Here is a 20,397-nt window from a genome sequence, read left to right on the forward strand (position 1 = left end):
GGCTCTGGCTCTGGCTCTGGCTCTGGCTCTGGCTCTGGCTCTGGCTCTGGCTCTGGCTCTGGCTCTGGCTCTGGCTCTGGCTCTGGCGAGAGCATGGCAGCACTTTCCACCTCGTCAAGTGACCAAGGTGGTGCTTGCTCTGATGAAACAGCGTCAGACGCGCTTAACTCTTCAGTTGTATCCGAAGCAGCACTCGCCTGCACCGCGGCTGAGTCAGGCATTGTTGCCTGATTGCTCGGCAGCGCAGGCTCAGGCTTTTTTGCCGCTGGCTCATGAGCAGAGACTGTTTCAGGTGCGTCGCTATCCTCAGAGACAGCTACCTGAGCAGCAGGCTCGTGAGAAACAGGCTCATGCGGTACCGTTGCTTGGGAAACAGCGTCGCTAGAAGGTTCGCGGCGCAGCGGAAGCGGTGTAGCAGCAGGCTTTGGCACGCCCTGGGGGCGAAACGCCAGCATTCGCAACAGCGTCATTTCCAGCGCACTGCGTAGATCAGGCGCATGCACCATGTCGCCGCGACCTTGAATGCCGATCTGGTAATAGAGCTGAATATCCTCGGCAGTAAAGCGGCTCGCCAGCTGTTGAATAAGCGCTCGATCACCGTGGCTATTATCAACGGCATCAGGCACCATCTGCGCCACGGCCAAGCGATGCAGAACTGCACTTAATTCATCCAATACTGCTGCAAAATCAGGCCCCTGCTCCGATAACTGGGCAACCTCGGCTAACAGGCGCTGAACATCAACATCAGCCAGTGCTTCTACCAGCGCCAACACATGGCGATGATCCAAGGTGCCCAGCATGGCAGCAACATCCGCATGGCGAATCGCCCCCTGGCCAAAGGCAATGGCTTGATCGGTCAGGCTCATTGCATCGCGCATAGAGCCTTCTGCGGCCTTCCCTAGCAGCCACAGAGCACTCTCATCATACTCGACCCCTTCCTCTCCCAACACATAGGTTAGGTGCTCTACCACCCGCTCAGGGGGCATATGCTTAAGCGTGAACTGAAGACAGCGGGATAGGACGGTGGCAGGCAGCTTTTGCGGATCGGTGGTGGCCAGCAAAAACTTCACATGGGGCGGCGGCTCTTCCAGCGTTTTAAGCAACGCATTGAAACTGCTGGTCGACAACATGTGCACCTCGTCAATCAGGTACACCTTATAGCGCCCTTGCGTTGGCGCATACTGCACGTTATCGAGCAGTTCTCGGGTATCTTCAACCTTTGTCCGCGAAGCAGCATCGACTTCGATCAAGTCAACAAATCGACCTTCATCAATCGCGCGACAGCTGTCGCACTGACCGCAAGGCGTCGAGGTGATTCCCTCATCACCACGGCCATTTGCGGTGCAGTTAAGGCATTTAGCCAGGATACGCGCCAGGGTGGTCTTGCCCACCCCGCGAGTCCCCGTAAATAGGTAGGCATGGTGAAGGCGGCCTTGGTCGAGTGCATTGACCAAGGCGCGCTGAACATGGGCCTGGCCCACGAGCTCGTGGAATGTACGCGGCCGCCATTTGCGGGCCAGAACCTGATAGCTCATTGAGCATTACTTCCTTTGGCGGGCTAACTGTCGATGCGAAAAGGACACCATTCTAGCGGCTGCGCTGCAGCCCGCCAACCGCTCAGCCCAATAGACCAGCGGCCCACCAGACCAAGCGACATAGGGCAATAAACGTTAAGCGTTGTTATCGCTTTCAGCAGCGCCAGCACGCTGGGCAGCTTCTTTGATCAACTTTTCGAGCTCACCACTTTGATGCATCTCGATCACGATATCGCAGCCGCCAACCAATTCGCCTTCCACCCAAAGCTGCGGAAAAGTCGGCCAGTTAGCAATTTTTGGCAGCTCAGCGCGAATATCTGGATTATCCAGCACGTTAACAAAGGCAAAACGCTCGCCGCAGCCCATCAGCGCCTGCACCGTTTGTGCAGAAAAACCACACTGCGGCAGTTGGGGAGTGCCTTTCATGTAGATAAGAATGGGGTTTTCACTAATTTGGCGCTGAATATTTTCGGCAGTTGTACTCATGATGTGCTCCTAAAACAAGTGATGTTATCTCGCCAGTCTACGCAATTCGTTAACTCGCTTTAACCCTTAAAGCCGAAGATTACCTTTTGTTGCTACACAGTCTAATACTTGAGCAAACTACTCGGCCTTACTATGTGGGTCGTCATTCTACGCATGCCGAGCGCGTTGCGCATCCCCCGCCGCATCGCTAGGATAGTGTTTTTGCGCGGAGAGATACCATCATGGCGACACGCCATTTCTTAACCTTGCTGGATTTAACCCCAGATGAGCTGGCGTACCTGATTCAGCGTGCGATTAAGATCAAAACCGAGCTCAAGGCTAACGGCCCCATCTATACGCCACTGCCTAACCGCACGCTGGCGATGATTTTTGAAAAATCATCGACTCGCACCCGCGTTTCGTTTGAAACCGGTATGGCGCAGTTCGGCGGACACGCCCTCTTTCTCTCTCCCCGCGACACTCAGCTAGGGCGTGGAGAGCCGATTGAAGACACCGCCCGCGTGCTGTCCGAAATGGTTGATGCGGTAATGATTCGCACCTTTTCACACGCAGGCTTAGAAGCCTATGCCAATGCCAGCAGCGTGCCCGTAATTAACGCGCTAAGTGACGACTACCATCCTTGCCAGCTGCTGGCAGACGTGATGACCTGGACTGAGCTGCGGGGCAACGTGGAAGGACGCACGGCGGTTTGGATCGGTGATGGCAACAACATGTGCCACTCCTGGATCAATGCCGCCCGTCAGTTTGGTTTTAAATTACGTGTGTGTTGCCCCGAAGGCTACGAACCTCGCGCGGACATTATGGAAGCTGCCGGTGACTGCGTAACGCTGCTTCACGATCCCCAAGAGGCTGCCAAAGACGCCGACCTGATCACGACAGATGTGTGGGCATCCATGGGGCAGGAAGAGGAGCAAGCTAAGCGCGAAGCAGACTTTGCAGGCTTCCAGGTCACTGAGGCAATGCTTGATAGCGCGCAACCTGATGTGCTTTTCCTCCACTGCCTGCCTGCCCACCGCGGCGAAGAGATCAGCACTACTCTATTGGACGATCCACGCGCAGTCGTGTGGCAAGAAGCAGGGAATCGCCTACATGCACAGAAGGCGCTAATCGAATTCTTGCTGCTTGGCAAAATTAGTGACAACAAGTAGCGCCTGAGGGTACGTGCGTTGCTGACACAGGCTTTCTAAGCCCAAGTTTTCAGCCACGCGGCCGCCTAACAGCGCCCCCACCCACGAACGATCAATTGAAAATCATAAGCATAAAAAATGCCCCGTTATTGATAATAACGGGGCATTTTTTTGAATTCTTTGAGTCTGTAAAATGGTGGAGCCTAGCGGGATCGAACCGCTGACCTCAACACTGCCAGTGTTGCGCTCTCCCAGCTGAGCTAAGGCCCCACATAGTTTTACATGCCGCTTTTTTGAACCACTCTTTAGGCAGCGGCAAGATACTACGCCAGTAATTTGCTTAGCGTCAAGCTAATCATGAACAACTATCAACTAAATTCTCCTTTGGTTAGAGCTGTGGCACTCTATATCATGCAACACGGGTTACGCCCACCACTACGATGATTTCATGCAGGAGCCTGCGCCTTGATCAAAGTTTTAATCGCCGATGATCATCACCTAGTGAGAACCAGCATTGCTCACCTGCTAAACGAAGAGTGCGACATTAAAGTCGTAGGCGAGGTCGACGATGGCGAAAGCGCAGTGGCTCAATGCCGTCGCTTAAAACCTGACATTGTCGTAATGGATATTCGTATGCCAGGCATCGGCGGGCTCGAAGCTACTCGCCGTATCCATAGAACAATGGAAGACGTTAAAGTACTCATATTAACCGCCCACATTGAAGATAGTGCGTTGCGGCTCATGCTGGAAGCAGGCGCAATTGGCTTTCTTAGCAAAGGCGCTGACACGTCAGAAATGACCGATGCGATCCGCCAAGTCTTTCACGGAAAGCGCTACGTCAGCCAAGAAATCGCCCAGCGATTGGCGCTTTCCCACTTTACTGACGAAGACAATCCGTTTAGACACCTGTCGCACCGTGAGCTACAAATCGCCCTTATGATTGTCAACTGTCAGCGTGTCCAGGATATTTCAGACCGCTTGCACCTTAGTCCCAAGACAGTGAACACCTATCGCTATCGGCTATTTGACAAACTAGAGGTCGCCACCGATGTAGAGCTTACCCACTTGGCACTACGTCATGGTTTGGTTGAGGGCTTTGACGCCATGCTGGGATAGACCTACCATCGCAGCTTCCGTTGCCCAGAAGCGCCGATATCCAGCCATGACTTTTGATGCCAAGCAATTTTTAAGCTCTGTCAGTGCCTCGCCCGGTGTTTATAGGATGCTGGACGAACACAGCAACACTCTCTATGTCGGCAAAGCCAAGCGACTAAAAGCTCGGCTTGCTAGTTATTTCCGTGGCCAGCTTAATACCAAAACCCAGGCAATGGTGGCACGAATTGCAGATATCCAAATCACCGTCACCCGTAGCGAAACAGAGGCCTTGCTACTAGAGCAAACGCTCATAAAAGAACTGCGCCCGCCCTATAACATTTTACTAAGAGACGATAAGTCTTACCCCTTCGTATTTGTCACCGATCAGCACGCTTACCCTGCGCTCGAGTATAAACGTGCGCGACAGCGTAGAGGGGATGGGCGCTACTTAGGCCCTTATCCAAGTAGCGGAGCGGTGAAAGAAAGCCTAGCGCTAATGCAAAAGATTTTTCGCATACGCAACTGTGAAGATAGCGTGTTTGCCCACCGCTCTCGGCCGTGTTTGCAATACCAAATTCAGCGTTGTAGCGCGCCTTGCGTTGACTTCATTTCGGAAGCAGATTACCGACGCGATGTTGAGCATGCAGTGATGTGCCTAGAAGGTAAAAGCGAGCACGTTACTCAGCTCCTTAGCGAGGAGATGGAAACGGCCAGCCGCGCCTTAAATTTTGAAGAAGCAGCCAGGTTACGCGACCAGATACAGCAGCTGCGCCAGTTACAGCAACGCCAGTTTGTCGATAACGAAAGCGGTGATGCCGACGTCTTTGCGCTGGCACAACGCCCCGGGGCATTAGGCATATCAATACTTAGCGTTCGTGATGGGCGCTTACTGGGCGCTCGCCATCACACGCCTAAAAACGACCTCGACCTGCCACCGGACATGCTGCTGACGGAAGTCGTTAGCCAGTACTACTTTGGTCAACCCCACAACGTACCCAGTGAAGTAATTACTAGCCACCCACTGGAAGACAGCCCACTGATTGCCGATGCACTTTCACAGCAAGCGGGTAAACGCGTTCGCGTCACCAGCCAAGTCCGGGGGCATCGCGCCCAGTGGCAGCATCTGGCTATGACCAACGCAGAGCAACAGCTTGCTGCGCAGTTGGCTAACAAAACCCAGCTTACTCAGCGATTTGAAGCTCTTCAGAAAGCACTCGCATTGGACAAAACACCCCAGCGCCTTGAGTGTTTTGACATCAGCCACAGCCACGGGGAAGCAACCGTTGCTTCCTGTGTCGTATTTGATCATCAGGGTCCACGCAAGAGCGATTACCGCCACTTCCGCATTGAAGGCGTCGCTGCAGGCGATGACTATGCGGCCATGCAACAAGCACTAACACGCCGCCTTAAACGAGTGAAAAGTGGCGAGGCCGTGGCACCTGATATTTTGATCGTCGATGGCGGCAAAGGTCAGCTAAACATGGCTCGCGGTGTGTTAAACGAGCTAGCGGTTACCGATATCATTTTACTCGGCGTTGCTAAAGGCACCACCCGCAAAGCCGGCCTGGAAACGCTCTTTTTAGAAACCACTGATAACCCATTACCTCTTGACCCAGCTTCGCCGGCATTACATTTAATTCAGCATATACGCGATGAATCTCACCGTTTTGCTATCGCCGGCCACCGCGCCCAACGCGACAAAGCACGCCGCACCTCTACACTTCAAGACATTCCCGGCATTGGCCCCAAAAGACGCCGCGAACTATTACGCTTCTTCGGTGGCTTGCAGGGCGTTCAAAAGGCTAGCCGCGATGAGTTGGCGCGCGTACCTGGCATTAATTCATCGCTCGCTGAGACAATTTACCAAGCTCTAAATGGATAAACCTACTGTTAGCATGGATGCTAAGCACCAAGGGGGATAGAATATCCCCCACTACACTCCGTCTTCCATGACTCTCCGGCAAGGATCGCGCCCCGCGATGAATATACCCAACATACTTACTCTGGCAAGAATCGTTTTTATTCCACTGTTAGTAGTGCTTTTTTACCTACCTTTCAGTTGGAGTATGCCAGTCGCTGCAGGCTTATTTGCACTAGCATCCATCACCGACTGGCTAGATGGCTACTTAGCCCGCCGCTGGAATCAATCAACGCCGTTTGGCGCGTTTCTTGATCCTGTAGCTGACAAATTGATGGTCGCGGTTGCACTGGCGTTACTTATTGAGCGCTTTGACACCCTGATATTAACACTGCCCGCGCTGGTCATTATCGGCCGCGAAATCGTCATTTCGGCACTGCGTGAGTGGATGGCCGAAATGGGCAAGCGAGGCATGGTTGCGGTTTCCTGGATTGGTAAGCTTAAAACAACACTGCAGATGGTTGCCTTGCTCATACTCCTGGCCTTCCCTCCCGGACACGAGTTCGCGCTATTAGGTGTGGTTGTTCTTTACGCAGCAGCCATTCTTACGCTGTGGTCAATGGCACAATACCTTAAAGCCGCTTGGCCTCACTTAAGTCGTTCCATGTGAACGGCTCTCTAGACGATTGAACCTTCTGACAAATTCATTAATTGACAAGCGCGTAGCGATGCGTATAATTCGCCCTCGAGTCAAGCGGGAATAGCTCAGTGGTAGAGCATCGCCTTGCCAAGGCGAGGGTCGGGAGTTCGAATCTCCTTTCCCGCTCCAACTTGGATAGCGCAGTAAAGCAAGAGAGGGCCGTCAGCTGGAACGCCAGCCCGATCTAATCTACTTTCTCGCTCCAATGACTTGTTAGGCTGGATGGCAGAGTGGTTATGCAGCGGACTGCAACTCCGTGTACGCCGGTTCGATTCCGACTCCAGCCTCCATTTAAGTGTGGCGATGAATAGCAATATTCCTGCGATGCACTGCCCGGATGGCGAAATTGGTAGACGCAAGAGACTTAAAATCTCTCGGAGGCAACTCCGTGCCGGTTCAAGTCCGGCTCCGGGCACCATATCTAATTAGCATCTCCCCTTCCTTCAGCAGTAAACGTTTCCCATATTGTTTTAAGAGCGCTAGAGAAGCGTTTTTTGTGCTTCTTACAAGGCTCTTCAATTTTTTGATCACCCTTTTCTTTTCCCCTTCTATTTTATCCGGTTGTTAAACAGTTAGTCCTCTCCCGACCATCGCATTAGAGCGCTTAGCCGCTATCGCTATGCGCTGAAAGCAATTTTTCACAGCCCCTCATCGCCAAGTGGCAACAGTCACGCTATGATGCCTTCCCTGCTGCCTACAGCGTGCGAAAAAGCACCTACTGCGTTTGAATGTAAAAGAGGATCCGGCCCCATGAGCTCGCCAACATCCGACGTACTTGTCATCGGCGGCGGCGTCGCCGGCCTAACCTTAGCCCTTGAAGTTGCTGACCACCTTTCGGTAACCCTGGTTAGGCCCGCTCTGGATGACCAGGGAGCCAGCCGCTGGGCGCAAGGTGGAATAGCCGCCGTACTCTCACCAGACGACGATCTGGACGCCCATGTGCGTGATACGCTCATTGCTGGCGATGGTCTATGTGATGAACAGGCTGTTCGATTTACCGTGACACACGGCCCAGATGCTATTCAGTGGCTAATCGACAACGGCGTCCCTTTTACGCCGGATCCAGACCCAAGCGCCCGCTACCCTTATCATTTAACACGGGAAGGCGGCCACAATGCACGCCGTATTATACACGCTGACGATGCGACGGGACGCGCGGTAGTCGACACGCTATACGAAAAAGTCACTTCTCACCCCAATATTACTCAGCGCAGTGACTTAACCATCCTGCACTTAATCAGCGATACCACAGGCCGCTGCATTGGCGCGGAAGGCGTAGATCAACAGCAGCATCAACAAACACTGCTTGCCAAGCACATCGTACTAGCAACAGGCGGTGCAAGTGGCCTTTATCGACACACCACCACCCCATCACCAAGCAGTGGGGAAGGCATGGTGATGGCTGCTGAGCTGGGCGCGAAACTGATGAATCTTGAGTTTCAGCAGTTTCATCCGACCTGCCTGTTTGACCCAGAAGGACCTGCTTTTTTAATTAGCGAAGCCGTACGAGGAGAAGGCGGGCACCTGCTAAATGAGGCCGGCCATCGATTTATGCCCGATATCGATTCTCGTGCCGAGCTGGCTCCCAGGGACGTCGTTGCTCGAGCTATCGACTCACAAATCCAACAAAGCAGCCAAGGGCATGTGTGGCTAGATATCAGCCATCTTGGAGCAAGCGCTATTCGCCACCACTTCCCTACTATTTTGGCACACTGCGCCTCTCGGGGAATTGATATAACCCGCCAACCCATTCCAGTAGTGCCTGCGGCTCACTATAGCTGTGGCGGTGTGGCTACAGACCAGCGCGGCGCCACTCACGTCACCAACCTCTATGCGGTCGGCGAGATTGCTTACACGGGTTTACATGGCGCAAATCGCATGGCTAGCAACTCACTATTGGAGTGCCTGGTATACGCCAGAAGCTGCGCAAAGCACTTACTCACGCAGAAAAAACGTGCGCAGACACACCCAACTGTCCCCAAAGAAACGCCTAGCGATACCCAAAAGGCAATACCGCTACCGGACCAGCAGTGGCCACCCTCCACTTTGGAAGCCTTGGCGACCATTCGTAGCGAACTACGGGCAACAATGAGCCAGCATGTTTCGATTGTTCGCAGCAATCAGGGGCTAAAGGCCGCTCAACACAAGCTGAACGTACTTGAGACGCAGCTTAACGACATTCTAAACAGTCTTGACGGTGTTACCGACAGCGCTAAGAAAAGCTCTAACAACGCTTTTGAAAGCACCGCTGGCAAGCGCAGCCACCCAGAGAGCGTGCGTTTACAGCAAGCACTGTGGCTTGCAAAACTGACCGTATTGGCAGCGCTTCAGCGACATGAATCACGAGGGCTGCACTACTCTCTGAACTGGCCTGAGCACCAAGAAAACACAGCAGCTTCCGAAATGTCTCTTGAACAGCTATCGCCCAGGACGATGGCATAAACGCCGCAGAGCACGCTGACTGTGTGCTGGCAAGCTATCTGGCCACAACCAAAGACGTTGCGGCCCGACATGCAGCCCAATTAACCAAGGCCCCACGTAATCAGCGTTAACAGGCTGTACGTTTTCAAGCTCACCCTCTTTCGATAGCCATTGCGCACTTAACTGATGGCCGCTTTTCGAAACTCTTAACTCGCCCATGGGTTGATAGCGATACTCACGACCCAGCATCAGTATCGCAATCACAGCCGCAAGCAACGCTATCCATGGGCTAATAAGCCACGCCGTCACCGCACACAGCCCAAATGCCAAGGATGCGTGGAAAGCGCACTGAATTTTAGAGCGTGCGATAAGCAGAGTTATCGGTATTTTCTGCATGCGCTACGATCATCTGTACGATGTGCTTTAGTGATGGCTCCTCGGGCCATTCACGACGCATTAACCACCCAAAGAGATCTTGATCCTCTTCCTCAATTAAGCGCTGATAGGCTAACTGCTCATCTTCACTCAGCTGATCAAAGCGGTGCTCAAGAAACGGTATCAGCAGCAGGTCAAGCTCCCACATGCCACGGCGAGAGTGCCAATAAAGCCGTTTACGCAATATGGCTGCAGGGGAAGTATCGTCGTTCAACGTCAGCCTCTCCAGTTACAAAATGAGTCGCCAGTATACCTAAGCCACAGGGTCGCGCCAGCGCCTCACTTCGCCTATGCTGATATTCATTCTAGTACCTTGTTTTATCTGAATTGTTTTATCCTGTTATGCGCAGTATGCTGACTCTGTTGTTATCGAGGTCGCAAGCGCGTCACGGCCATTAAAGTTCGCAGGGAGCCAACCGATGACCAAATCTGAACTAATCGAACAAATTGCGATGCGTCAACCGGAGCTATCCGCCAAAGAAGTAGAAACGGCGGTGCGTATTATTTTAGACGATATGACCGATGCTCTTGCTAGCGGGGGGCGGGTTGAAATCCGGGGTTTCGGCAGTTTTTCGCTACACTACCGAGAGCCTCGTGTTGGGCGCAACCCTAAAACAGGAGACCCGGTCGACCTGGACGGCAAGTATGTGCCGCACTTCAAACCGGGCAAAGAGTTGCGCGAACAGGTAGATGCCAGCCGCGCACTTGGCTATTAATGCGCTAACCGAGGCTACACAAGCCCGGCGTTGCCAATAGCAAGGCTCTTTTGATCTTGTTATCCGACTTAATGTGGGATGACGCCGCGCCACGACTCATACACAATAGAGCCATTATGAACGTCACTGACTAGGAAACTCTCATGCGTTGGATCAAAGGGCTGATTCTGGCCGTCATATTGCTGGTTGTTCTACTGGTGGGCATTTTATTTGCCGTCAACAACCAACAAACCATTGCCTTAAACCTGATTTGGGCAGAACTGCCGCCTGTGTCACTCTCTGTTTGGCTGCTTGCCACGTTAACTTGCGGCGTTATTTTAGGCATGCTTGCCATGCTAGGTGTTTACGTACGCCTTAAAGCGCAGCTAGCACGAAGTGAACGACACAATAAGCAACAGCGCAAAGAGCTAGACCGCCTACGCACTCAGGAGCTTAAGGAACTGGCTTAAATGTATGATGTCGTGCTGCTAGGCGTTCTACTGGCAGCCATTGCCATCGGCTTTGGCCTGGGTGTTCGTCACACCTCCCGCCGCCGCCAGCGCACTCACGACTCTCGCCCATCAGGCTTATCGAGAGAGTACTTTGTCGGGCTGAATTACCTGCTCAATGAGCAGCCCGACGAAGCTATCAATACGTTTGTCAACGCATTGGATGTCAATAGCGATACTGTGGAAACCCACATAGCGCTCGGAAAGCTGTTTCGCGCACGCGGTGAAGCAGATAAAGCCGTTAGCATTCATCAAAACCTACTTGCTCGCCCTGCCCTTTCCACCAGTACTAACGAACATGTACAGCTTGAGCTAGCACGTGACTTTATGGCGCTAGGCGTGCACGACCGCGCCCAGCGAATGCTGAGAGCACTGCTGGATAAATCAGCCAATGATCTCTACCGCCAGGAAGCCAAGCGGTTACTGATTGATTTACTTGAGCGCGAAAAAGACTGGCAGGAAGCGCTTGACGTGGCCCAATCACTGTTTAAGCAACAGCCCGGCATGCAGCGACCTGCTGCTCACTGGCTATGCGAACTTGCCCAGGAAGAGATACATCAAGCAAGTCGCGCGATCGCCCGCAAGCACTTAAAAAAAGCGCTTCAGCTGGATGAGCGATGCGTCCGTGCGACGCTAATGCTGGCCGAGCTGGAGATGGATAATGGGCATTACACACGTGCCATTGAGTACCTAAACCACATTCCCCAGCAGGATATTGCCCATATCCCCACTATGCTGCCCACCCTTCAGCATGCCTATGAACGCAATAACGATATTCAAGGATTTGAAACGCATCTTTATCGGCTACTGGGTCAAGCACCGTACACCAGCATTATTATCGCCCTCGGAGAGCTCGTTCATCAAAGAGATGGTGTAGATAGTGCTATTGAGCAAACGGGCGAGTGGCTAAGGGAGGCACCCAGCCTGGGGGGGCTCGATTACTTAATCGATCTTTATCATGAAAGCCAACGCTTAAGCGGTAAAACCCCGCCTGACACGCGCTTGCTGTTACTTAAGCACCATACCAATGCCCTTTTAGAGGGCAAAGCCCGCCATCGCTGCCGTCGCTGCGGCTTTGCCAGCGACAGCTTGGCGTGGCAATGTCCTAGCTGCCGCCGCTGGGGCACCATTAAGCCCATTACCGGGGTTGATGGCGAGTAAGAGTACCGTCAGTCAGCCAGCCAGTTCAGCTTCTATGGCTGCTAGCGCCATCATTGGCTCTGCCGCCTGTGTTACCGGCCGCCCAATCACTAAGTGCGTACTACCAGCATTCAGCGCATCACTAGGTGTCATAATGCGCTGTTGGTCATTAGCCGCTGCAAAGCTTGGGCGTATTCCAGGAGTTACCTTCAAAAAGTCGTTGCCACAGAGCGCCTTGATTTGCGCTGCCTCTTGGGCTGAACAGACAACACCACCCAACCCGCTCTGCTGAGTTAATGCGGCTAAACGCAATACATGCTCCTCCGGCGTTACAGCTATACCTACCTCATGCAGATCTTCAGCTTGCATGCTGGTTAGCACTGTGACGGCAATAAGATGCGTATTCAGCCTATGATCATCTAAACGCTTAGCGGCCGCTTCCATCATCTTGCGCCCGCCGGAAGCATGCACATTAACCATCCACACGCCTTGCTCAGCTGCCGCTTGCACCGCACCTGCCACCGTGTTGGGAATATCATGAAATTTTAAATCTAAAAAAATTTCAAAACCACGGCCGTGCAAAGCTTCCAGTACCGCAGGGCCACTGCGCGTAAACAGCTCTTTACCCACTTTTACCCGACAGCGCTTAGGGTCAAGCTGATCTGCCATGCATAAAGCGGCATCCAGAGAGGAATAATCCAACGCGATAATCAACGGGGTATCAGTAGACACTGCGCTTAACTCCATTTTTCATTTGACAGCATTATAACAGCCATCTTGGCCCTACTGTGTAAGTGATTAACCATTATCAGAGAGCAAAAATCTTACAAATACCATCGTTAATGTCTTACAGCCTACCTCCTATAAACGTATTAGTTTAATTAAGGCAAAAGGTATTGAAGGAACAGTCAACCTTATTGCATACGCAAACCGCCACAGCCTATCACTCCAAGTACAACAACCGATGGGAAAGGCGGCTTTAGGGAAATCTATGAGGATATTAACAATGAAAATAACGCTAAAAGGACTATTGGCTGCACTGCTATTGAGCCTAAGCTTAGGGGTTTCTGGCCTTACATTGGCACAAGACATCGCGCCTATTAATGTGAATACAGCAGATGCTGAGCTGCTTGCTGAGTTACCTGGCATCGGCCCCAGCCGTGCAGCCGCGATTATAGAAGAGCGCGAAAATAATGGCGCATTTGCTAATGTAGATGATCTTACCCGCGTTAGCGGCATTGGCCCCGCCACTGTTGATCGTATGCGCGATCAAGTAGCGATTGAAGAGTAAATCGCTAAAGCAAAGATAAGTATAAAACTTACACCACTCTAGGCTGAAGCCGCCGTTTAGGGCATTCCCAAAACGGCGGCAAGGCGTCATCTAGTATTCACCCGCGAATACTATTAAAAGCTATCAGCGGGTATGCGTACACAACCTTCCATTAACACCCGCGCGCTACGGCTCATGACAGCTTGATCAATTTGCCAACGCCCATCAATCAGGCTTGCTTTTGCACCTACCCGCAACGAGCCAGAAGGATGTCCAAAGGTCACTGCTTCACGCTCCTCACCACCTGCGGCTAAATTCACTAACGTGCCTTGAATCGCTGCTGCCGCGCCGATGGCAACCGCTGCGGTACCCATCATTGCGTGGTGCAGTTTACCCATGGACAGCGCCCTTACCACAAGATCGATGTTTTCCGCACTCACCGCTTTGCCACTGGATGCCGTGTAGCTGGCAGGCGGGGCAACGAAAGCCACCTTCGGTGTGTGCTGTCGGCTGGCCGCTTCATCAACATGCTTAATCAATCCCATACGTACCGCAGCATGGGCACGAATGGTCTCAAACATGGCGAGTGCATTGGCATCGCTGTTAATCGCTTCCTGCAGTTCACAGCCGGTATACCCAATGTCCTGAGCATTCACAAACACGGTGGGAATACCCGCATTTATCAACGTCGCTTTTAAAACGCCAACCCCAGGCACGTCCAAATCATCGACCAAGTTCCCGGTTGGGAAAATTGCTCCCTCACCATCCGCAGGATCCATAAAGGCCACAGGGATCTCTGCAGCAGGAAAGGTCACACCATCTAGCTCAAAATCGCCCGTCTCCTGCACTTGTCCATCAACAATAGGCACTTGAGAGACGATGGTTTTACCGATATTGACCTGCCAAATACGCACTTCAGCGACACCGTTTTGCGGTATTTTTGTGGGATCAACTAACCCATTAGCAATCGCATAAGGACCTACGGCTGCCGATAAGTTGCCACAGTTGCCGCTCCAATCCACAAACGGCTTATCAATTGAAACCTGGCCAAACAGGTAGTCGACGTCGTGATCTGGCGACTCACTCTTGGAAAGAATCACCGTCTTACTGGTACTTGAGGTTGCCCCTCCCATCCCATCGATCTGCTTTTCATAGGGGTCTGGGCTACCAATCACCCTCATCAGCAGCTTATCTCGCACCTCGCCTGGCACTCTCGCCGCCTCGGGCAAGTTGCTCAAGGTGAAAAACACCCCTTTGCTGGTGCCACCGCGCATATACGTCGCAGGAATACTAATTTGTCCAACATGAGACATAAATAACGCTCCCTAACCATTTTCAATGACGATGCCTGAACATTCTCAACGACAACTATCATTGGCTATGTTCACTAACGCATGCCGAAAAAAGAGCCCGGCGCTTAGCGGCGGGCCCTTTCATTAATCGCCTTGGCGCTGTGTTACACGCCAATTTGGCTAAGCCGTGGTGGACTCAAGAAAGTCTTGGGCAAAACGCTGCAAGACCCCACCGGCAGAGTAAATCGTGACCTCTTCGGCGGTATCAATACGGCAGATCACCGGCACACGTTCAGTGGTACCATTTTGACGATGAATAACTAGCGTTAGCTTGGTGCGGGGCTGAGGAGTGCCCTCTACGTCGAAGACTTCGGTACCGTCCAGCGCCAAGGTTTTACGTGTGGTGCCCTCTTCAAACTGCAGCGGCATCACGCCCATACCAATTAAATTGGTACGGTGAATACGCTCAAAGCCCTCGGCCACAATGGCTTCAACACCCGCTAGTGCAACACCTTTCGCCGCCCAGTCACGCGAGGAGCCCTGACCATAATCTGCACCGGCAATAATAATCAGCGGCTGTTTACGCGCCATATACGTCTCAATGGCTTCCCACATCCGCGTCACGGTGCCTTCTGGCTCAACACGTGCCAACGACCCCTGCAGCACTTTGCCCTGCTCGTCGTGGACCATTTCATTAAACAGCTTGGGGTTCGCCAATGTCGCCCGCTGGGCAGTTAAATGATCGCCGCGGTGGGTCGCGTAGGAGTTAAAGTCTTCCTCAGGCAAGCCCATCTTGTGTAGATACTCACCTGCTGCGCTGTCTAGCATAATCGCGTTAGAAGGCGACAAATGGTCGGTGGTGATATTGTCCGGCAAAATCGCCAACGGACGCATACCTTTCAAACCACGTTCGGCAGCCATATTGCCTTCCCAGTAGGGAGGCCGGCGAATATAGGTGCTCTGAGGCCGCCACTCGTAAAGCGGGCTGACCTGAACGCGCGCGCTCTTGTCGAGGTCAAACATCGGGATATAGGTCTGACGGAACTGCTCCGGCTTCACAGCAGCCTTCACAATCGCATCGATTTCGCTATCGTCGGGCCAGATATCTTTTAGCGTGACGGGGTTTCCGTCATGGTCGGTGCCCAGCACGTCTTTCTCAATATCAAAGCGAATCGTGCCGGCAATGGCGTAGGCAACCACTAAGGGCGGCGATGCTAAAAATGCCTGCTTTGCATAGGGATGAATGCGCCCGTCAAAGTTACGGTTACCGGAAAGTACCGCTGTGGCGTATAGATCACGGTCGATAATTTCTTTCTGGATGACTGGATCTAACGCCCCGGACATGCCGTTACAGGTCGTACAAGCGTACGCCACAACACCAAAGCCAAGTGTTTCCAGCTCATCCATCAACTTGGCTTCTTCCAGATACATCTTGACGGTTTTCGACCCCGGTGCCAGCGACGACTTAACCCACGGTTTGCGGGTTAGCCCTAAGCGGTTGGCATTGCGAGCAATTAAGCCTGCTGCCACCATATTGCGCGGGTTAGAAGTATTCGTACAACTGGTAATCGCGGCGATAATCACCGCACCATCTGGCATTCTGCCGGCTTGCTCATCGGCCCTTGCTTTATCCAGGTCGATCGCGATCCCGCGTTGGGCCAGCTCAGAAGTGGGCAAATGAGCATGAGGGTTGGAAGGCCCTGCCAAGGTGCGATTAACGCTTGAAAGATCAAAGCGCAGCACCCGCTCATATTCAGCAGTTTTTAGGCTATCGGCCCATAGCCCTGTGTGCTTGGCATAGGCTTCAACCAGAGCAACCTGCTCATCCTCACGACCCGTGAGCTTGAGGTAGTCAATGGTTTGGTTGTCGATGTAGAACATCGCCGCCGTGGCGCCGTACTCTGGCGTCATGTTGGAAATGGTCGCCCGGTCGCCTACGGTTAACGCGTCGGCACCTTCTCCGTAAAACTCCAGGTAGGCACCGACGACGCGCTCTTTACGCAGAAACTCGGTAATCGCTAACACCATATCGGTGCTGGTAATGCCTGGCTGCAGTTTGCCAGAGAGCTCTACACCAACGATATCCGGCAGGCGCATCATCGAGGCACGGCCCAGCATCACGCTTTCGGCTTCAAGACCACCCACACCAACGGAAATAACACCCAGCGCATCGACCATCGGCGTGTGGCTATCGGTACCCACACAGGTGTCTGGGTATGCAACAGGCACGCCCTGTTCATCAGGACGGCACTGCACCACCGGCGACATTTTTTCCAGATTGATCTGGTGCATAATGCCGTTGCCGGGAGGAATCACATCGACGTTCTCAAAAGCCACTTTGGTCCAGTTAATAAAATGGAAGCGGTCATCGTTACGGCGATCTTCCACCTGGCGGTTTTTTTCGAACGCGTCTTTCTCAAACCCTGCGTGCTCAACGGCCAAGGAGTGGTCAACAATCAGCTGCGTAGGTACCACAGGATTCACTTTAGCCGGGTCACCGCCCTTCTCAGCGATGGCATCCCTTAGACCAGCAAGGTCGACTAACGCGGTCTGCCCCAGGATGTCATGACACACAACGCGTGCTGGGTACCAAGGAAAATCCAAATCTTGCTTGCGCTCGATGAGCTGCTTCAATGCGTCGGTTAACAGCGCTGGGTCGCAGCGGCGCACCAACTGCTCAGCCAACACCCTGGAAGTGTAGGGCAGCGTCGCATAGGCGCCGGGCTTGATATCTTCAACGGCTTGATGCGCGTCGAAGTAATCTACCGGCTCCCCCTCTGCCGTCACGCCAGGCAGCGGCTTACGATAATTCGTATTCATAATGCCTCTCACTTAATCACGGCCCGTTAAGGGTTAGTCACGCGCTTCGATGGGCACCCACTCGCTCTTCTCAGGACCAGTGTAGTCGGCGCTGGGGCGAATAATGCGGTTATTGGCGCGCTGTTCAAACACATGCGCTGCCCACCCCGTTAAACGGGACATAACGAAGATTGGCGTGAACAGTTTGGTAGGAATATCCATGAAGTGGTAAGCACTGGCATGGAAGAAGTCCGCGTTGCAGAAAAGCTTTTTCTCGCGCCACATGACTTCTTCACAGCGCACAGAAACGGGGTAAAGCACACTATCGCCAACGTCTTCAGAAAGCTTCTTCGACCACTCTTTGATAATCTCATTACGCGGGTCAGACTCGCGATAAATGGCATGGCCGAAGCCCATGATTTTCTCTTTGCGCTCAAGCATACCGAGCATTTCACGCTCAGCTTCTTCCGGCGACGCCCAGTTCTCGATCATCGCCATGGCCGCTTCGTTAGCACCGCCATGCAGCGGGCCACGCAACGAACCAATCGCACCGGTAACACAGGAGTGCATATCGGAAAGCGTCGAAGCACAAACCCGCGCCGTGAACGTTGACGCATTGAACTCATGCTCGGCGTATAGAATCAGCGATACGTTCATAACCCGCGCATGCAGCTCAGAAGCAGGCTCGCCGCGCAGCAAGTGCAAGAAGTGACCGCCTACCGAAGCATCGTCGGTTTCAGTATCAATACGGACACCGTCGTGGCTAAAACGGTACCAGTAGCAAATAATTGAGGGCAGTACCGCTAACAGCCTATCAGAGACATCCTGCTGCTGGTCAAAGCTCTCTTCTGTCTCCAGGTTACCCAGCATGGAGGTACCGGTGCGCATAACATCCATCGGGTGCGCATCTTTAGGAATTTGCTCCAGCACGGTTTTCAAAGCATCAGGTAAACCACGCAGCCCCTTCAGCTTGGTAATGTAGCTATCAAGCTCGGCTTGATTGGGTAGCTTGCCTTTCAGTAATAAATATGCGACTTCTTCAAACTTCGCCTTCTCAGCCAGTTCTTTAATATCAAAACCACGGTAGGTTAATCCGGAACCCGTTTTACCCACCGTACATAGCGCTGTAGCACCGGCGCTTTGACCACGGAGTCCTGCGCTGTTTTGCGGTTTATCAGCCATGTCGTGTCTCCTGTTAGCTCTTTTTATATGTTTTAGTATCGATAGTATTAACGGCTATTAAGCGTCTTTCTGCTCAGCAAATAGCGCGTCGAGCTTTTGCTCAAAATCGTGATAATTTAAAAAGTCGTACAGCTCATCGCGAGTCTGCATGGTATCGACCACCTCTTTTTGATGACCGTTATCTAAAATGCTCTGATACACCTTCAATGCGGCAGCATTCATAGCGCGGAAGGCAGACAGCGGATAGAGCACCATGCGACAGCCCACCTCGCCCAGCTCCTGCTGAGAGAACAGCGGCGTTGCGCCAAACTCAGTGATGTTGGCCAGTATTGGCGCATTTACGCGCGAACAGAACGCACGATAATCATCCAGGGTATGCACGGCTTCGGCGAAGATTGCATCCGCACCGGCTTCCACACAGGCATTAGCACGTTCGATGGCGGCGTCTAAGCCCTCTTTCTGGAACGCATCGGTACGCGCAATCAGATAGAAATCGGGATCAAGCTTGGCATCTGCCGCGGCTTTGATGCGGTCAACCATCTCCTGCTGGGAGACAATGGCTTTATTCGGGCGGTGGCCGCAGCGCTTTTGAGCCACTTGGTCTTCCAGGTGAACGGCAGCAACGCCTGCGCGCTGCATCTCTTTAACGGTACGTGAAATATTAAAAGCACCGCCCCAGCCCGTATCGATATCTACCAGCAGCGGCAGGTCGGTAGCGCCGCAGATACGATGTGCATCTTCCACCACGTCGTTCATGCTGGTCATACCCAAGTCCGGCAAGCCAAAAGACGCGTTAGCCACGCCGCCGCCCGACAGATAAATCGCTTGGTGGCCTACTCGCTCGGCCATCATCGCGGTATACGCGTTAATCGTGCCTAGAATCGGTAGAGGGCGGTTCGCGTCTAGCGCAGCACGAAAGCGAGCACCTGGCGTGAGAGTAGATGAACTGGACATTGGCATTGCTCCTTTAAAAGGCTTGGCGGATAGGCGTAACGAACTAATCCGCTGATGGCGTTGATTGTTGTTCAAGAACAGCTGCGTAACGGTCGGCGACGTTGGCTCGGGAAGCGCTAACGTGGCGACGCATCAGCAGCTCCGCTAACTCGGCATCTCCGGCTTCAATAGCATCTACAATGCGGTGGTGCTCGACAAAGGCGAGCTGGGGCCGCTTACCGCTGGCGCTGAACTGGGTACGGTAAAGACGCACTAAGTAGTAAAGATCGTCGCAAAGCAGGTTCATCAGCATTTTGTTATGGCTGCCTTGAACAATGCGATAGTGGAAGTCGAGATCGCCTTCGCGCTGATAGTAAGCTTCGCCACGCTTGAGATCTGCCTGGCCTTCGTGAAGTGCCAACACCTCGCGCAACCCCTTAATCTCTTCGGCAGACATATGCTCAGCGGCCAAGCGTGCTGCCATGCTCTCAAGCGCTTCGCGCACATCAAACAACTCAAGCAGCTCTTTCATAGAAAGCTTGACAACGCGAGCACCAACATGAGGAACACGCTCAATTAAACGATGCGCTTCTAAACGCCGCATGGCTTCACGCAACGGCCCGCGAGAGATGCCGTACGTTTTAGAAAGCCCCGGCTCGGTAATTTTGCTGCCCGGCGCCAGCTCTCCACGTACAATAGCGTCTTGAAGCTGATGAAAGACCCGCTCAGCCAGCGTTCGGACTTCTGGCGAGGCCTGATCACTAGGCGAATCAGCTTTAGAACGAGAAAGAGTAGCAAGTGAGGTCATGGCTAATTGTCGACAATTATGAAGTAAGAGAACTTTAGCCCGCCATATTTGCGCCGTCAACTAGTCAAAATGGTCGATTTTATTCACCTTTCGTGTAACCCAGCTATTTATT

19 protein-coding genes and 4 tRNA genes are annotated in these 20,397 nt (G+C 53.0%); 12 read left to right on the forward strand and 11 right to left on the reverse strand.

Annotation, left to right across the window (positions count from 1 at the left end):
• Together dnaX and grxD are read right to left on the reverse strand one after the other, a co-directional pair.
• Positions 1-1,535, reverse strand: a 1,535-nt coding sequence (gene dnaX, locus HVE01_RS18305; RefSeq protein ID WP_146945305.1) for a DNA polymerase III subunit gamma/tau, incomplete at its 3' end; no start/stop codon positions are given.
• Between the two features lie 135 nt (positions 1,536-1,670).
• Entirely contained in the window at positions 1,671-2,021 is a 351-nt protein-coding gene (grxD, locus tag HVE01_RS18310; RefSeq protein WP_038482899.1) for a Grx4 family monothiol glutaredoxin, read from the reverse strand.
• Between the two features lie 221 nt (positions 2,022-2,242).
• Between grxD and argF the strand changes: the two genes are divergently transcribed.
• Positions 2,243-3,169 (forward strand): ornithine carbamoyltransferase, encoded by a 927-nt coding sequence (argF, locus tag HVE01_RS18315; protein WP_146945306.1) that lies wholly within the window; start codon positions 2,243-2,245, stop codon positions 3,167-3,169.
• 173 nt (positions 3,170-3,342) lie between these two features.
• Here the strand turns inward: argF and HVE01_RS18320 are convergent.
• A tRNA-Ala gene (locus tag HVE01_RS18320) sits at positions 3,343-3,418 on the reverse strand.
• Positions 3,419-3,613: 195 nt separating this feature from the next.
• Between HVE01_RS18320 and uvrY the strand changes: the two genes are divergently transcribed.
• The 7 genes from uvrY to nadB all read left to right on the forward strand — a co-directional run bounded on the left by uvrY (position 3,614) and on the right by nadB (position 9,243).
• On the forward strand, positions 3,614-4,264 hold the full coding sequence (gene uvrY / locus HVE01_RS18325; RefSeq protein WP_038482893.1) for a UvrY/SirA/GacA family response regulator transcription factor: 651 nt from the start codon (positions 3,614-3,616) through the stop codon (positions 4,262-4,264).
• Positions 4,265-4,310: 46 nt separating this feature from the next.
• The gene (gene uvrC, locus HVE01_RS18330) at positions 4,311-6,125 is read left to right on the forward strand and encodes an excinuclease ABC subunit UvrC (RefSeq protein ID WP_146945307.1); all 1,815 of its coding nucleotides are present in this window, start codon (positions 4,311-4,313) and stop codon (positions 6,123-6,125) included.
• A 97-nt stretch (positions 6,126-6,222) separates the two neighbouring features.
• Positions 6,223-6,771, forward strand: coding sequence for a CDP-diacylglycerol--glycerol-3-phosphate 3-phosphatidyltransferase (gene pgsA / locus HVE01_RS18335; protein WP_125746826.1), 549 nt, complete (start codon positions 6,223-6,225; stop codon positions 6,769-6,771).
• A gap of 84 nt (positions 6,772-6,855) precedes the next feature.
• Positions 6,856-6,930: transfer RNA gene (locus tag HVE01_RS18340), tRNA-Gly, on the forward strand.
• Positions 6,931-7,017: 87 nt separating this feature from the next.
• Positions 7,018-7,091 (forward strand) — tRNA-Cys (locus tag HVE01_RS18345).
• Between the two features lie 41 nt (positions 7,092-7,132).
• A tRNA-Leu gene (locus HVE01_RS18350) sits at positions 7,133-7,219 on the forward strand.
• A gap of 332 nt (positions 7,220-7,551) precedes the next feature.
• Positions 7,552-9,243, forward strand: coding sequence for an L-aspartate oxidase (gene nadB / locus HVE01_RS18355; RefSeq protein WP_146945308.1), 1,692 nt, complete (start codon positions 7,552-7,554; stop codon positions 9,241-9,243).
• On the opposite strand, the gene HVE01_RS18360 is transcribed toward nadB, so the two are convergent.
• Complete coding sequence (locus HVE01_RS18360) at positions 9,220-9,618, reverse strand: protein YgfX (RefSeq protein WP_241006804.1); 399 nt, start codon at positions 9,616-9,618, stop codon at positions 9,220-9,222. The two genes, nadB and HVE01_RS18360, sit on opposite strands and share 24 nt — an antisense overlap.
• Positions 9,578-9,871 carry an FAD assembly factor SdhE gene (locus tag HVE01_RS18365; protein ID WP_125746823.1) on the reverse strand — a complete coding sequence of 98 codons (294 nt, stop codon included), beginning with the start codon at positions 9,869-9,871 and terminating at the stop codon, positions 9,578-9,580. The genes HVE01_RS18360 and HVE01_RS18365 overlap by 41 nt, the downstream gene beginning before the upstream one ends.
• A 205-nt stretch (positions 9,872-10,076) precedes the next feature.
• Here HVE01_RS18365 and HVE01_RS18370 point away from each other — a divergent pair, with 205 nt between their 5' ends.
• The 3 genes from HVE01_RS18370 (at position 10,077) to lapB (ending at position 12,022) form a co-directional block, all read left to right on the forward strand.
• On the forward strand, positions 10,077-10,373 hold the full coding sequence (locus HVE01_RS18370; RefSeq protein WP_009722715.1) for an integration host factor subunit beta: 297 nt from the start codon (positions 10,077-10,079) through the stop codon (positions 10,371-10,373).
• A gap of 143 nt (positions 10,374-10,516) precedes the next feature.
• Complete coding sequence (locus HVE01_RS18375; RefSeq protein WP_125746821.1) at positions 10,517-10,822, forward strand: lipopolysaccharide assembly protein LapA domain-containing protein; 306 nt, start codon at positions 10,517-10,519, stop codon at positions 10,820-10,822.
• Positions 10,823-12,022 carry a lipopolysaccharide assembly protein LapB gene (gene lapB / locus HVE01_RS18380; RefSeq protein WP_146945309.1) on the forward strand — a complete coding sequence of 400 codons (1,200 nt, stop codon included), beginning with the start codon at positions 10,823-10,825 and terminating at the stop codon, positions 12,020-12,022.
• Positions 12,023-12,034: 12 nt separating this feature from the next.
• On the opposite strand, the gene pyrF is transcribed toward lapB, so the two are convergent.
• Complete coding sequence (gene pyrF / locus HVE01_RS18385) at positions 12,035-12,733, reverse strand: orotidine-5'-phosphate decarboxylase (RefSeq protein WP_125746817.1); 699 nt, start codon at positions 12,731-12,733, stop codon at positions 12,035-12,037.
• 274 nt (positions 12,734-13,007) lie between these two features.
• Here pyrF and HVE01_RS18390 point away from each other — a divergent pair, with 274 nt between their 5' ends.
• Entirely contained in the window at positions 13,008-13,292 is a 285-nt protein-coding gene (locus HVE01_RS18390) for a ComEA family DNA-binding protein (protein ID WP_125746815.1), read from the forward strand.
• 113 nt (positions 13,293-13,405) lie between these two features.
• Here the strand turns inward: HVE01_RS18390 and prpF are convergent, their stop codons facing one another.
• The 5 genes from prpF to HVE01_RS18415 form a co-directional block, all read right to left on the reverse strand.
• Positions 13,406-14,584, reverse strand: a complete 1,179-nt coding sequence (gene prpF, locus HVE01_RS18395) for a 2-methylaconitate cis-trans isomerase PrpF (protein ID WP_125746813.1) — start codon at positions 14,582-14,584, stop codon at positions 13,406-13,408.
• 159 nt (positions 14,585-14,743) lie between these two features.
• Positions 14,744-17,383 (reverse strand): Fe/S-dependent 2-methylisocitrate dehydratase AcnD, encoded by a 2,640-nt coding sequence (acnD, locus tag HVE01_RS18400; protein ID WP_146945310.1) that lies wholly within the window; start codon positions 17,381-17,383, stop codon positions 14,744-14,746.
• A gap of 33 nt (positions 17,384-17,416) precedes the next feature.
• Positions 17,417-18,544: a bifunctional 2-methylcitrate synthase/citrate synthase gene (gene prpC, locus HVE01_RS18405; protein WP_125746809.1), complete on the reverse strand. Its 1,128-nt coding sequence runs from the start codon at positions 18,542-18,544 to the stop codon at positions 17,417-17,419.
• A gap of 57 nt (positions 18,545-18,601) precedes the next feature.
• Positions 18,602-19,498 (reverse strand): methylisocitrate lyase, encoded by an 897-nt coding sequence (prpB, locus tag HVE01_RS18410; RefSeq protein ID WP_146945311.1) that lies wholly within the window; start codon positions 19,496-19,498, stop codon positions 18,602-18,604.
• 43 nt (positions 19,499-19,541) lie between these two features.
• Entirely contained in the window at positions 19,542-20,285 is a 744-nt protein-coding gene (locus HVE01_RS18415; protein ID WP_125746805.1) for a GntR family transcriptional regulator, read from the reverse strand.
• Between the last annotated feature and the right edge of the window lie 112 nt (positions 20,286-20,397).

Source organism: Vreelandella venusta, assembly GCF_007989605.1.
GTDB lineage: Bacteria > Pseudomonadota > Gammaproteobacteria > Pseudomonadales > Halomonadaceae > Vreelandella > Vreelandella venusta.